The sequence below is a fragment of the Sphingobacterium multivorum genome (assembly GCF_900457465.1).
Classification (GTDB): Bacteria; Bacteroidota; Bacteroidia; order Sphingobacteriales; family Sphingobacteriaceae; genus Sphingobacterium; species Sphingobacterium multivorum.
This window is the reverse complement of record NZ_UAUU01000002.1, coordinates 866,701-879,468: the sequence shown is the minus strand read 5'-3', so window position 1 is coordinate 879,468 and position 12,768 is coordinate 866,701. Positions and strand designations below refer to the sequence as shown.

Below are 12,768 nucleotides of genomic sequence, written 5' to 3'. Positions count from 1 at the left end.
GGCGACCTAGGATAAGATTAAATAGTGCGATCGTTTCGTTTCACGTAAGGTAAGGTAAGGTAAGGTAAGGTAAGGTAAGGTAAGGTAAGGTAAGGTAAGGTAAGGTAAGGTAAGGTAAGGTAAGGTAAGGTAAGGTAAGGTAAGGTAAGGTAAGGTAAGGTAAGGTAAGGTAAGGTAAGGTAAGGTAAGGTAAGGTAAGGTAAGGTAAGGTAAGGTAAGGTAAGGTAAGGTAAGGTAAGGTAAGGTAAGGTAAGGTAAGGTAAGGTAAGGTAAGGTAAGGTAAGGTAAGGTAAGGTAAGGTAAGGTAAGGTAAGGTAAGGTAAGGTAAGGTAAGGTAAGGTAAGGTAAGGTAAGGTAAGGTAAGGTAAGGTAAGGTAAGGTCTCGGGCGATAATTTTGCAAACTTATTACATATAATGTTCGCGCACTTCTGTATTTTTAGGCCAGTTTAAACCGAGGCAAACCGGACAGTATGGAAATAAATAAACTTGATAATGCGCCTTTTACGGCATACCAAAAACTGGTGGTCTTTTTATTGGCCATGACACAATTTACGGTCGTGCTTGATTTTATGGTGATGTCACCGATGGGGGATATCCTGATGAAAGCCATCGATCTCAAACCAGCTCAATTTGGCATTGCGGTTTCGGCCTATGCTTTTAGCGCGGGTGCTTCGGGGCTGCTTACCGCGGGTTTTGCCGATCGTTTTGATCGAAAGAAGCTGCTGCTTTTTTTCTATTCTGGCTTTATTATCGGAACTTTCTGCTGTAGTTTTGCCAACGATTATTGGACTTTGGTCGCTGCTCGAATTATCACGGGCCTCTTTGGAGGGGTCATTGGTTCGATCTCCATGGCTATTATCACCGATATCTTTACGCTTCAGCAACGTGGACGTGTGATGGGCTTTGTACAGATGGGCTTTGGCGCCAGCCAGGTCCTAGGCATTCCGATAGGTCTGTATATCGCAAACAATTGGGGCTGGCATAGTGCCTTTTTATGGATTGCCGTGATGGCTTTAATTATTGTCATTATCATTGCAATTAAACTCATTCCGATTACAGCACATATCGGTCTTCAGAAACATCAATCTGCGTTAAAGCACCTTTGGCTGACTTTTTTCACAGCGAGAATATCGTATCGGCTTTGCTGCAACAGCCTTGCTATCCATTGGAGGTTATATGATGATGCCTTTTGGAAGTGCTTTTGCAGTCAATAACCTCAAAGTTAGCCACGAGCAGCTGCCGATGTTGTTTATGATTTCGGGTATCGCTTCATTGATTATTATGCCTATCGTCGGAAAATTGAGCGACCGTTACGATAAGTTTAAGATTTTCGCGTTCGCTTCCCTTTGGCTCATGGTTGTCGTATTTATCTACACGAACCTAGGCGTTACTCCATTTTATATTGTTGTTATCTTAAACATTTTAATGATGGCGGGCATTTTAAGTCGGATGACGCCTTCTTCCGCTTTGATCACGGCTGTTCCGGAGATGAAAGATCGGGGTGCATTTATGAGTATCAGTTCATCGTTGCAGCAGCTGGCAGGAGGTGTGGCAGCTTCGCTAGCAGGTGTAATCATTGTTCAAGAAACAAAAGAAAGCCCCTTGGAACATTATCCTACATTGGGGATGAGTGTGATTCTGCTCTCTATCATCGGTATTTTTATGATCTACCGGGTGAGCAGTATGATTAAAAAGCGAAAAGCCAATTCTTAAAACAAAATTGTTCTTATCGTTATTAGTTCTTAAAATATAAATTGCTAAAGAGAGATGGAATTATGGAAAAAATAGTTAGATATCCACATCCAAATGGAGAGATAACCGTTCTTTGGATACCTGAACGCTGTGCACATGCTGCGGTTTGCGTGAAGAGTCTCCCAAATGTGTATCATCCGAAAGATAGGCCTTGGATCACAGCCCAAAATGCCAGTACAGCGGAATTGATTGAACAGATCAAGCATTGCCCTTCTGGAGCACTTCAGTACGAATTGAAAAAATAATAGTTGTTGTATTGTTAAGGCAAAAAAAAAGCATCATTTAATTATAAATGATGCTTTTCTTGTTGGCGGTCTGGACGGGACTCGAACCCGCGACCCCATGCGTGACAGGCATGTATTCTAACCAGCTGAACTACCAGACCAACAATGTGTTTTTAAAATTTTAGCGGTCTGGACGGGACTCGAACCCGCGACCCCATGCGTGACAGGCATGTATTCTAACCAGCTGAACTACCAGACCTAAAATCTTAAGGATTGTTTTTAATAATTTTTGGCGGTCTGGACGGGACTCGAACCCGCGACCCCATGCGTGACAGGCATGTATTCTAACCAGCTGAACTACCAGACCTAAAAATCTTAAAAACTTATTTTGTTAAAGAACATATGAGATTTCTCTCTCTTTTGAAGCGGTCTGGACGGGACTCGAACCCGCGACCCCATGCGTGACAGGCATGTATTCTAACCAGCTGAACTACCAGACCTCAACCCTTCTCCTCAGAAGGTGTGCAAATATAGCGTTTGTTTACGTATCTGCAAAGATTTTTTGAAAAAAAACTAATCTACTTGACCGTCTTTCATCTTCTCTGCATTCTCCGCAAACTGCAATGCATCGATAATACCTTGAATATCACCGTCCATAATTGCCGGTAAGTTGTACATCGTCATTCCAATACGGTGCTCCGTTACGCGACCTTGTGGGTAGTTATAGGTACGAATTTTTGCCGAACGGTCTCCAGTAGATACCAAAGTTTTTCTTTTTGCAGCGATGTCGCCGTTCTTTTTGTTCAACTCGAGCTCGTAAAGTTTGTTCCGCAACATCTCCATCGCTAACTCACGGTTGGCTAATTGGGAACGTTCTACCTGACAAACCACAACGATACCACTTGGTTTATGCGTCAACTGCACTTTTGTTTCAACCTTGTTGACGTTCTGTCCACCAGCACCACCTGAACGGGAAGTCTGTAATTCAATATCACCCGGATTGATCTCAACATCGACATCTTCAGCTTCAGGAAGAACTGCAACAGATGCTGCAGAAGTATGTACACGACCCTGTGTCTCCGTATCCGGAACGCGTTGTACACGATGTACACCTGATTCGTATTTCAATTGTCCGTAAACGTCTTCACCGATGACTTTTAAGATCACCTCCTTATAACCGCCAGAAGTTCCTTCGGTAACGTCCATTACTTCGTTGCGCCAGCCTTTGGTTTCGAAATAACGTGTGTACATGCGGTAAAGGTCGCCAGCGAATAAGGCTGCTTCATCACCACCTGATCCACCACGAATTTCGATAATGGCATTTTTCGCATCTTCAGGATCCTTAGGAATCAACATTAAGCGAATTTCTTCTTCTTTTTCTTCTTTTGCTACGTATAAAAGATCCAATTCTTCTTTAGCCATCTCACGAAGTTCTTGATCCTTCTCGTTCATGATGATGTCCTTATTGGTATCAATATTACTCACCATATTCTTGTAAATATGGTACTGATCCACGATTTTGCCCAAATCTTTGTACTCTTTATTCAATTTGGCAAAACGTTTCATATCTTGCATGGTATCAGGGTTGCTCAATTCAGCTTCCACTTCTTCCCATCTTTCTTTTATCGCTTGTAATTTATCTAACATATATCAAAAATGCTTCTTCTAGGAATGTATGACCTAGATTACTATTGAGTGTACAAAAGTAAGGAAATTTTGTTGCTTTTAAACAACCTAGCCTGCTATTAATGAGAGGAAACTGCTTTTAGTCCCACGATGGAAGCAATCAGCGTGAAAATAAAGAATATGCGCCAAAAATCTGCGGGCTCCTTAAAGAAGATGATTCCCATTAAAACGGTACCTACTGCACCTATTCCGGTCCAAACAGCATAAGCTGTGCCTAAGGGAAGTGTCTGTGTAGCTTTGATCAATAAGCCCATACTTGCAAATAAGAATACGACAAAGGCACCGTACCAGAGCCATTGCGCATTTCCGGTCGCATCTTTGGCTTTACCTAAGCAGGTCGTAAAGCCGATTTCACATAATCCACCCAATATTAAAAATACCCAGTTCATATCTTTTTTGATTTTTTGTTTCGATACAAAGATCCGGCTTTAGGGCGATAATAATTCTTACAAATGTTAAAAATTTGTGTGAATATTTGCGCGAATCCGGCTTAGGGTAACCTGACTGACACCGAGATAGGAGGCGATGTAACCAAGTTTGATCCGTTGAATATATTGAGGGTATTTTTGAAGTAACTCGGCATAGCGCTCTTGGGCAGTATTAAAGAGCTTGGACATGGTTCGTTGCTCGGCCTTGATAAATTCAAGTTCAGCCATCTTTCTTCCCCAGTTGGCAATGGCAATATCACTTTCGTAGAGATCAAAAAGTTGCTTTTGGTCTATCTGATAAACAACACTGTCCTCCAAAAGGTCTATATTTCATAACCCGGGGTATCATGGACATAACTATTCATGGATATGAGCGTTCCACCGGGTGAAACGAAATCCAAGGTAATCTGACGGTTGGCCGTCTCGTAGTAAACGCGGGCTAATCCGGAAGCCAGAAAATAGAGATTTTTTTGAATTTTGTCCTGTTCGATCAGCAGGCTATTTCTTTTCGCTGTGATTTTCGTACTGACCTGCTCCAATTTTACAGCACTTTCAGGCGTTAGAAAGTGGTAACCGTTCAGGCAATCGGATAAAGAAATTAGGATTTGCTCGCCCATTTTTCCAAACGTAAAGTTTCACCATCCCATACTGCATAGGTATGGTAATTGATCCATTCCCCTAAATTTAGAATACGGCTTTTGGAGTTGAGTTCAACATCATAGGGAAGATGTCTATGGCCAAAGATATAATAGTCGTGATGTTGGGTTGACTCCAGCTCCTTTGCATAGCCAATCAGCCATTCTTTGTCTTCACCCAAAAACTTTTCGTCCTCATTATTCGAAAGCCTACTATGTTTGGACCAGCGTGTCGCGATTCCGATTCCAAAATTTGGGTGCAACCGCGCAAATAACCATTGGCAGAGACGGCTCCGAAATACTTTCTTGAGTACCTTGTATTTGTAATCACCCGAACCTAATCCATCGCCGTGGTGAATATAAAAGTGTTTTCCGTTGAGTTTTAATTCCAGCTCATTGTCGATGATCTGAACATTTAATTCCTTTTTGAGGTAGTCAAACATCCACATATCGTGGTTTCCTTTAAATAAAGTAATGGGAATGCCGAGATCCGAAATTTCGGCTAATTTACCCAAAAAGCGGATATAGCCTTTCGGGACAACCGTGGCATATTCAAACCAGAAATCAAAAATATCACCAACAAGATAGAGCTGTGCAGCATCTGTTTTGATCTGGTCCAGCCACTGTATAATTTGCAGCTCCCTTTCCCGTGAACGTTCCAAGGGGTAAGATCCAAGATGAAAGTCGGAGGCAAAATAAATTTTTGTTCTTGTTGACATGTGGCCAAAACTAAAAAAAAATGGCGGCGAATACAAAATTCGCCGCCACAATATAATTTGCTATGATTTCGATAATTCGGTGATGAGCGCCTTTAGATATTCCGTGGCATCGGGATCAATGCGCTTCAAAGACTGCTGAAGTTGATCGGGATAAGCACTTTTTATCGCCATGATTGAACTTGCGATAACCATATAAGATTTGTCATTTACAGCGTTCAGAATTAGACTTTTGTATTTTTTATCTTTTGTCTGTGCGAGCTTTTGAATCGCAGAGGCGCGGATGACAGAGGCTTCGGATTTCTCTGCAAGTGTCAAGATTGTTTTTTCTGTTGATTTGCGAACCGTGGGATTGCTTAAATCGAGCCCTTGAATTGCTGTTGCAGCAAGATCCGCATCGGTATCCGCCAATGCTTTTGTTAAGATTTGCTGGCTGATGAAATTTGTCGGATTTTTTGAGGCGTATGCAATCGCACCGACGCGGTTAGCAAATGAAGGTGCATGCTCATATTGATACAGATAGTCGGCATCTGACTTATCGATTTGAATTTGACCAACGAGTGTTTTTTCGGGATCGACATCAATAAATTCAACAGCAGCAGGTAAAGGAATCATAAATTGGGCATTCCGCTTGTTGAGTTGAAAGGTCAGTCTGATCTTCCCATTTTTCGTATAGATATCGACGGCTAAGGGAAGCTGGAATGTCTGCACGGTTGAATCTTGAATTTGGGCTACATTCAGGATGATACTGTTCTCTCCGTTTCTTGTCGTGATTTTCAAAATTGGATGCCCACCTTGGTAATACCATTGATTGAAGTACGGAGCCCAGTCTTTTCCGGTCACCTCTTCCATCGCTAGACGGAGCTGTTGCGGTTCGCCGGTTTTAAAGGAATTGTCTGTCAAATATTTTTTCAGCGATTGATAGAACGCTTCATCACCCATTTGTTCTTTTAAAGCATAGAGAATCAATGAACCTTTTGCATAGCTGATATTATCAAACATATCTTCTTTATCATGATAATAATAACGGGCTAAAGTCGGACTTTTTCCATTTTTTGTCGATTTGAGATAAGACTGGAGTTTTTCAAATCTAGATTTATCGCCACGATCTTTACCACCATCGTGCTCACGCCAGATAACCTCGCCGAAAGTAGCGAAAGATTCATTCATGGTCAAATTGGACCAAGATTCTGCTGTTACCAAATCGCCAAACCACTGGTGAAACAGTTCATGGGCAATCGTTCCCTCCTGATTATCGTCCAACAATTCGCGTTTCGTCTTTTGTACATGTTCACCATGTAGGGTTGCACTTGTATTTTCCATGGCGCCTGAGACATAATCGCGACAGACAATCTGTGCATACTTATTCCAAGGGTAAGGAACGCCTAGAGTCTTGCTGTAAAAATCCATCATGGCCGGTGTCTTTCCGAAGATATCTTTGGCATAGGGTGCATACTTCGGTTCAAGGTAGTAGTCAACGGGGATATTGTTGTATTTGTCCTGATAGATTTTAAAATCACCAACGGCCATCATAAATAGATATGGGGCATGTGGTAAATCCATTTTCCAGGTATCTGTACGTGTACCATCACTATTTTTCTGTTGATTGCTCAATGCACCGTTCGATAAACTGACGTAATTGTCAAGAACGGTCATGGAGATTTCAGCCGTCGTCTTTTGGTTGGGGCGATCAATTGTCGGGAACCAGGCTGATGATGCTTCAGTCTCGCCCTGTGTCCATATTTGACGAGGTTTGTTGGGTGTGCGTTCATCTGGATTGATAAAATAAAGCCCCTTAGCATCGTTGATTGCTGCACTGCCCTGCGCCTTCAATAAATTGGGCTTTGCGGTATAATCGAGGTATACTGTATATTGCTCCTTTGCAAGGTAATTCCGGTCGAGCTTAATCAGTAGAGAGTGATCATCATAGGTATATTTCAAGGGAATCATTTGTGTGCCATTGACCAAAGATACCTGTTTAATATCCATGCCTTTTGCGTCAAGGCGGAGGGAGTCTGTTGGGTAGAAATAGGGTTGTAAAGTGACCCATTCTTTGCCATTCAGAAATTGGTTTGTATAGTCAAAACGTACATCGAGTTTGGTGTGGACAAGATCGTTGATCTTGGTAGGAGTGGCTCGATATTGCTGATCTATAGGTAATTGTTGTGCTTCGCTTATTCCGATTTGAAGAATGGAAATCGACAAAGAAAGGTATATGACTTTTTTAAACATGGTTATAGTATTTTCAAGATTTAAATAAATCTAAAGAAATTTCGGTTGTGATAAAAATATACGCTGCAGAAATGTGTCTAATGCTACTATGAGCGGCCCATGTTTTGTTTATTTATTCGCTTTGATTTAGGTAGTTTGGATGCTAACGTAAAGGACAAGCGGGAAGTGATGAATCTAGGCTTTTTAGTTATTATTCGAGGAAGAGAAAGAACTGCCTGAGGTAGGTAAGAGGTCGATAAATTTGTTTATATTCAACTCAAATTGAATTTTCAAATGCTAAGTGAATAAAACTTAGATTGGTTGAAACAAGTATAAGGTTTTATGATAAATAAGAATTTTGGTCTTATCCTAATGATGATAGGTATGGCAGGTACAGCGACGACTGGCTATGGACAACAGTTGACATATCCGACGACAAATAAAGGAACCGTCGTGGATGAATTTTGGGGTGAAAAAGATAGCCGATCCTTACCGCTGGTTGGAAGATGATCGTTCAGCTGAAACAAAAAGCTGGGTACAGGCAGAGAATAAAGTGACTTTTGACTACTTGAATGCTATTCCATTCCGTACAAAATTAAAAGATCAATTAACCGAAATATGGAATTATGAAAAAATAGGAACCCCGTTTAAGGAAGGCGAGTACACTTATTTTTTTAAGAATAATGGCTTGCAGCAACATGCTGTCCTCTACCGTAAACTAGGGGAGGGAGGAGCAGAAGAAGTTTTCTTGGACCCAAATACGTTCTCGAAAGATGGGTCGACTTCATTGGCCGATGTTTCGTTTTCAAAGGATGGGAGTTTAGTCGCCTATTCTATTTCTGAAGGGGGATCGGACTGGCGGAAAGTCATTGTACTGAATGCCAAAGATAAGGCGCCTGTGGGAGAAACATTAGTAGATGTCAAATTCTCTGGTATTGCTTGGAAAGGAAACGATGGTTTTTATTATTCGAGTTACGATAAGCCAAAGGGATCTGAACTTTCTGAAAAAACAGACCAACATAAATTATACTACCATAAACTTAAAACAGCTCAGTCTACAGATAAATTGGTTTTTGGCGGTGCTGCAACACCGAGACGTTATGTCGGTGCTTCATTAACAGACGATCAACGTTACCTGATTATTTCAGCTGCAAATACGACAACAGGAAATGAACTTTATTATCAGGATCTCCAGCAACCGAATAGCAAGATTGTCTGCCTACAAGATCATTTTGATGCCAATACAGGTGTCGTTGACAATATTGGGGATAGTTTCTTATTGGAGACAAACTACAAGGCTGCCAACAACCGTTTGGTAAGAGTGGATTTGAAGAATCCTGCAAAGGAGAACTGGAAAGATGTTATTCCAGAAACTGAAAATGTGCTTTCGATCAGCACCGGAGGTGGTTATCTTTTTGCAAATTATTTGAAAGATGCGGTTTCAGTTGTGATTCATATGATTATACCGGTAAAAGATTCGGCAAATAGAATTGCCAGGTGTAGGCACAGCGAGTGGTTTTTCGGGCAAGAAAAGGAAAAAGAAATCTATTTTGGTTTTTCAAATTACATTACGCCTTCTTCAAGTTATAAGTTTGACGTGAATTCTGGTCAGTCTGCACTCTATATCAAACCTAAGGTGAAGTTTGATTCCGATCAGTATGAATCGAAACAGGTTTTCTACACATCCAAAGATGGTACTAAGGTTCCGATGATTATTACGTACAAAAAGGGGATTGTCTTGAATGGGAAAAACCCGACGATTGTGTATGGTTATGGCGGCTTTAATATCAGCTTGACACCTGCCTTTAGTACTTCCGTTGCGGTGTGGTTGGCAAATGGCGGTGTTTATGCTATTCCGAATTTACGTGGGGGCGGCGAATATGGTCAGAAATGGCATGATGGCGGCAGACAGTTCAATAAGTTGAATGTGTTTAATGATTTTATTGCCGCCGCACATTATCTTCAGGAGAATGGTTATACATCACCCGAGTACACCGCTTTATCGGGAGGATCCAATGGTGGTTTGCTCGTGGGCGCAACAATGACAATAGATCCCAAAGTAGCCAAGGTCGCACTTCCTGAGGTTGGTGTTTTGGACATGTTGCGTTATCATACCTTCACAGCCGGTGCAGGTTGGTCCTATGATTATGGTACAGTCAATGATAGCAAAGAAATGTTTGACTATCTGAAAGCATATTCTCCGGTGCACAATGTGAAAACTGGAGTTTGTTACCCAGCGACGATGGTCTTTACGGGAGATCATGATGATCGGGTGGTACCGGCGCACTCCTATAAGTTTGCTTCCGAACTACAGGCAAAACAAGCTTGTGATAATCCTGTATTGATTCGTATTGAGACAAAAGCTGGTCACGGTGCGGGAAGGTCAACAGAAGTCCTGATCAATAGTACAGTTGATAAATATGCTTTTGCCCTTTGGAATATGGGTATTAAAGAATTAAAATAAGCGGACAGCAGTCAAAGACTCAACATATTGTCTGTCTTGTTCTCCATAAAAAAGCCGCGATCAATAATTTGATTGCGGCTTTTTTTATTCATTGACTATTCGAATATCTTCTTATTGCCAGGTCTTTTCACCCTTTTTCATTTTTTGTAATGTTGCTACATATTCTTCTTTTTGAGTAGCATCGGTAATGAGTGAGATCGCTTTTTCTTGCGTTTTAATTGCTTTTTCTTTTTCTCCAAGGCGATATAATATGTTTGCAAAAGTGTCTAAATACATGGGTGCATCTTTTTCTTTTTCGTTGGATAATTTGCTCCATTCAGCTGCTGCTTTTAGGCACGCTGGGTCATTGCAGTTTTCAAAAATGGACCACGCCATGTTGTTTAGTTCTGCAGCGGTAATGGTTGAACCATATTTTGCAATGTATTTATTGAAGCTATCTCTTAAACCAGGGTAATTTTTGGTATAACCATAATAACGTGGTTGCATTTCGAGACTTGCTTTCTCTGTATTCACAGTCGGATATTTTTGCGCCAATTCTTTTTCTATGCTCGTAAAATCAACTGTTTCCTTTGCACGAATTTTGGTGTTTACTGCATTACTAACCAACAGTTGGGAGAGGAAGTCATTTGCTTTCAGTTTTTCACTAACGGCATCAAATTTAGCAGGATTGTCTTTGATTAAATTAAAAGCCTTAGAATCGACAACATTCGCCGCTGAAAGTAATAAACTAACATTCTCCTTTGTAAAGATTTGATCCGTAGACAAGGACGCCAGTACGACTCCTTCCGCTTTTGCTTGTGTCTCTTGATCATAAGCTTCTTTGGCAGCTATAGCCATACTTTTGGCGATGTTTACATTTGTTGGGTCGGCATTGAATTTTGCCAATAGTGTTTCATATTGTGTATTTGGATCAAGTGATTTTTGTGCTTTCGCTATAAAATCGTCCGCTTCACCACCACCTACGATACGATGCACAAGGGTACCTTTTGAGTCAAAGATCAGAAAAGTTGGGTAGGCTCTAACTTTATATTCTTTGGCAAAACGATCGGCCTCTTCGTACCATGATTTTACATCTTCATTGTCATTCTTAGTTTTATCCATCTGAATTTTTGCATTGACAAATTTAGCATTGAAAAAATCGCCTACTTTGGCTTGTGGGAAGATGGTACTCGACATATATTTACAGGGGCCACACCAGGTTGTAAAACAGTCTACAAAAATGAATTTGTTTTCTTTAGCTGCTTTTTCTTTAATCTGACTCCAATTGAGCCCATGCTCAAATTTGACCCCTTCGCTCTGCGCAAATAGGAGGGTTGGAATTAGAAATAGCATTAAAATCAATTTTTCATAATGTTGGTATTTTGGATTTTTAATTTAATCGTTCGTATTGGTCGGGATAGGTTTAGTTTTCCCAAGTTTTTATTCCTTTCATCATTTTGTCCAGTGTTTCTTGATAGATAGGACGATCGTCCTCACTGGCCATTTCGATCGCTTTGTTTTGCCACTTTATGGCTTTTTCTTTTTCTCCTTTCTTATAGAGCAGATTTGCATAGGTATCCAAAAATGCACTGCTTGGATCCTCAAGGATGGATTTCTTGCTCCAGCTTAACGCGGATTCAATACATGCAGTATCACTTGTATTATTAAAAATAGTCCAGGCAAAGGTATTTAATTGGTGTGGGGTAAAATCTTCTGACGAAAGGTAATCATTGATGGTATTCTTCATGGCGACGTAATTCTTCACCTGAAGGTAATAGTGTGCTTTTATTTTCTTGAACATCGGGATGAAATCGATGTCTGGATATTTTGCAGCGAGTTCATTCTGATAACTATCCCAGTTGGGTTCATGTTTGGCATCAATCTTAATCTGAAATAATTCGTTGACGACAACATTAGCCAGGGTGCGGTTGGCAATACCTGGAGACTCTAATAGAATATCGATTTTCTCTTTATTGTTGCGAATAAGATTAAAAGCTTTTGAATTGGTGAATTTGGCAGCTGCCAATAAAATATGGACATTTTCTTTTTTGAATAACTCATCCGTACCCAATGAATTCGCTAAGGTATTTTCTGCCTTTCGTGCAGTATTTTCATCGTAAGCGATATTTGCTGCTTTCAGCATCTGCTTGGCCGTATAAATATCTTGGGGTCTTTTCTCGAATTTTTTTAACAGCGTGTAATACTGTGTTTCGGGATTTAGTCCATCCATCACATGTCCGACAAATTCGGGAGCATCACTTGCACCGACAATCCGGTGTACCGCCTGCCCATCGGGATTAAAGATAAGAAATGTGGGAAAGGATTGAATATTGTATTCATTGGAAATAGCACGCGCATCGGCATACCATTTTTTGACATTGGCATTGTCGGACTCTGTCGAATCCATTTGCACTTTTACACTAATGAAGTTCTGATTGATTGGCTGCCCCACCTGCTCTAGGGGAAAGATCTCATTGCTCATATATTGGCATGGGCCACACCAGGTTGCAAATAGCTCTACGAAGATAAACTTGTTCTCAGCTTGTGCCCGTTCCTTTATCTGCTTCCAACTCAACCCTTCTACAAATTTCACTCCCTTAGTCTGGGCTTGAGCCAAATTCCCGAATAAAATTGTAAGGCATAACGCGATTATACTTCTCATACTCACTCAA

At 40.9% G+C, this 12,768-nt stretch carries 14 protein-coding genes and 4 tRNA genes; 5 read left to right on the top strand and 13 right to left on the bottom strand.

Annotation, left to right across the window (positions count from 1 at the left end; translation table 11 throughout):
* Window positions 1–17 precede the first annotated feature (17 nt).
* A complete protein-coding gene (locus DTA23_RS26875) occupies window positions 18–401 on the bottom strand; it encodes a hypothetical protein (RefSeq protein WP_146753002.1) in 384 nt (127 codons plus the stop codon).
* A 70-nt stretch (window positions 402–471) separates the two neighbouring features.
* Here DTA23_RS26875 and DTA23_RS30165 point away from each other — a divergent pair, with 70 nt between their 5' ends.
* From DTA23_RS30165 to DTA23_RS03885, 3 genes are all read left to right on the top strand, one after another.
* Window positions 472–1,215, top strand: coding sequence for an MFS transporter (locus DTA23_RS30165; RefSeq protein WP_370445052.1), 744 nt, complete (start codon window positions 472–474; stop codon window positions 1,213–1,215).
* Window positions 1,178–1,714 (top strand): MFS transporter, encoded by a 537-nt coding sequence (locus DTA23_RS30160; protein WP_370445051.1) that lies wholly within the window; start codon window positions 1,178–1,180, stop codon window positions 1,712–1,714. The genes DTA23_RS30165 and DTA23_RS30160 overlap by 38 nt, the downstream gene beginning before the upstream one ends.
* Window positions 1,715–1,776: 62 nt before the next feature.
* Entirely contained in the window at window positions 1,777–1,998 is a 222-nt protein-coding gene (locus DTA23_RS03885; protein WP_046672314.1) for a (4Fe-4S)-binding protein, read from the top strand.
* 63 nt (window positions 1,999–2,061) lie between these two features.
* On the opposite strand, the gene DTA23_RS03880 is transcribed toward DTA23_RS03885, so the two are convergent.
* From DTA23_RS03880 to DTA23_RS03835, 10 genes are all read right to left on the bottom strand, one after another.
* Window positions 2,062–2,138: transfer RNA gene (locus DTA23_RS03880), tRNA-Asp, on the bottom strand.
* Window positions 2,139–2,162: 24 nt separating this feature from the next.
* Window positions 2,163–2,236 (bottom strand) — tRNA-Asp (locus DTA23_RS03875).
* A 31-nt stretch (window positions 2,237–2,267) separates the two neighbouring features.
* Window positions 2,268–2,344: transfer RNA gene (locus DTA23_RS03870), tRNA-Asp, on the bottom strand.
* Between the two features lie 59 nt (window positions 2,345–2,403).
* Window positions 2,404–2,477, bottom strand: a tRNA-Asp gene (locus tag DTA23_RS03865).
* A gap of 73 nt (window positions 2,478–2,550) precedes the next feature.
* Window positions 2,551–3,624: a peptide chain release factor 1 gene (prfA, locus tag DTA23_RS03860; RefSeq protein ID WP_070563288.1), complete on the bottom strand. Its 1,074-nt coding sequence runs from the start codon at window positions 3,622–3,624 to the stop codon at window positions 2,551–2,553.
* 98 nt (window positions 3,625–3,722) lie between these two features.
* Entirely contained in the window at window positions 3,723–4,052 is a 330-nt protein-coding gene (locus DTA23_RS03855; protein WP_070563291.1) for a DMT family transporter, read from the bottom strand.
* A gap of 66 nt (window positions 4,053–4,118) precedes the next feature.
* The gene (locus tag DTA23_RS03850; RefSeq protein WP_112373875.1) at window positions 4,119–4,409 is read right to left on the bottom strand and encodes a Crp/Fnr family transcriptional regulator; all 291 of its coding nucleotides are present in this window, start codon (window positions 4,407–4,409) and stop codon (window positions 4,119–4,121) included.
* Window positions 4,410–4,414: 5 nt separating this feature from the next.
* Window positions 4,415–4,708 (bottom strand): cyclic nucleotide-binding domain-containing protein, encoded by a 294-nt coding sequence (locus DTA23_RS03845; RefSeq protein ID WP_112373874.1) that lies wholly within the window; start codon window positions 4,706–4,708, stop codon window positions 4,415–4,417.
* Window positions 4,690–5,445, bottom strand: a complete 756-nt coding sequence (locus DTA23_RS03840; protein WP_112373873.1) for a UDP-2,3-diacylglucosamine diphosphatase — start codon at window positions 5,443–5,445, stop codon at window positions 4,690–4,692. Before DTA23_RS03840 ends, DTA23_RS03845 begins: the two co-directional genes overlap by 19 nt.
* A 60-nt stretch (window positions 5,446–5,505) precedes the next feature.
* The gene (locus tag DTA23_RS03835; protein WP_112373872.1) at window positions 5,506–7,674 is read right to left on the bottom strand and encodes a M1 family aminopeptidase; all 2,169 of its coding nucleotides are present in this window, start codon (window positions 7,672–7,674) and stop codon (window positions 5,506–5,508) included.
* Window positions 7,675–7,995: 321 nt separating this feature from the next.
* Between DTA23_RS03835 and DTA23_RS28450 the strand changes: the two genes are divergently transcribed.
* Together DTA23_RS28450 and DTA23_RS03830 are read left to right on the top strand one after the other, a co-directional pair.
* Complete coding sequence (locus DTA23_RS28450; protein ID WP_256602736.1) at window positions 7,996–8,163, top strand: hypothetical protein; 168 nt, start codon at window positions 7,996–7,998, stop codon at window positions 8,161–8,163.
* Window positions 8,123–10,117, top strand: a complete 1,995-nt coding sequence (locus tag DTA23_RS03830) for a prolyl oligopeptidase family serine peptidase (RefSeq protein ID WP_256602735.1) — start codon at window positions 8,123–8,125, stop codon at window positions 10,115–10,117. Before DTA23_RS28450 ends, DTA23_RS03830 begins: the two co-directional genes overlap by 41 nt.
* Window positions 10,118–10,228: 111 nt before the next feature.
* Here the strand turns inward: DTA23_RS03830 and DTA23_RS03825 are convergent, their stop codons facing one another.
* Together DTA23_RS03825 and DTA23_RS03820 are read right to left on the bottom strand one after the other, a co-directional pair.
* Entirely contained in the window at window positions 10,229–11,449 is a 1,221-nt protein-coding gene (locus tag DTA23_RS03825) for a thioredoxin family protein (RefSeq protein ID WP_112373871.1), read from the bottom strand.
* 70 nt (window positions 11,450–11,519) lie between these two features.
* Window positions 11,520–12,758, bottom strand: a complete 1,239-nt coding sequence (locus DTA23_RS03820; protein ID WP_112373870.1) for a thioredoxin family protein — start codon at window positions 12,756–12,758, stop codon at window positions 11,520–11,522.
* Between the last annotated feature and the right edge of the window lie 10 nt (window positions 12,759–12,768).

Coding starts and splice junctions, on each gene's coding strand:
- DTA23_RS30165 (WP_370445052.1), top strand. CDS start 472: ATGGAAATAAATAAACTTGATAATGCGCCTTTTACGGCATACCAAAAA.
- prfA (WP_070563288.1), bottom strand. CDS start 3,624: ATGTTAGATAAATTACAAGCGATAAAAGAAAGATGGGAAGAAGTGGAA.
- DTA23_RS03840 (WP_112373873.1), bottom strand. CDS start 5,445: ATGTCAACAAGAACAAAAATTTATTTTGCCTCCGACTTTCATCTTGGA.
- DTA23_RS03820 (WP_112373870.1), bottom strand. CDS start 12,758: ATGAGAAGTATAATCGCGTTATGCCTTACAATTTTATTCGGGAATTTG.
- DTA23_RS28450 (WP_256602736.1), top strand. CDS start 7,996: ATGATAAATAAGAATTTTGGTCTTATCCTAATGATGATAGGTATGGCA.
- DTA23_RS03825 (WP_112373871.1), bottom strand. CDS start 11,449: ATGCTATTTCTAATTCCAACCCTCCTATTTGCGCAGAGCGAAGGGGTC.
- DTA23_RS30160 (WP_370445051.1), top strand. CDS start 1,178: ATGATGATGCCTTTTGGAAGTGCTTTTGCAGTCAATAACCTCAAAGTT.
- DTA23_RS03835 (WP_112373872.1), bottom strand. CDS start 7,674: ATGTTTAAAAAAGTCATATACCTTTCTTTGTCGATTTCCATTCTTCAA.
- DTA23_RS03855 (WP_070563291.1), bottom strand. CDS start 4,052: ATGAACTGGGTATTTTTAATATTGGGTGGATTATGTGAAATCGGCTTT.
- DTA23_RS03885 (WP_046672314.1), top strand. CDS start 1,777: ATGGAAAAAATAGTTAGATATCCACATCCAAATGGAGAGATAACCGTT.
- DTA23_RS03845 (WP_112373874.1), bottom strand. CDS start 4,708: ATGGGCGAGCAAATCCTAATTTCTTTATCCGATTGCCTGAACGGTTAC.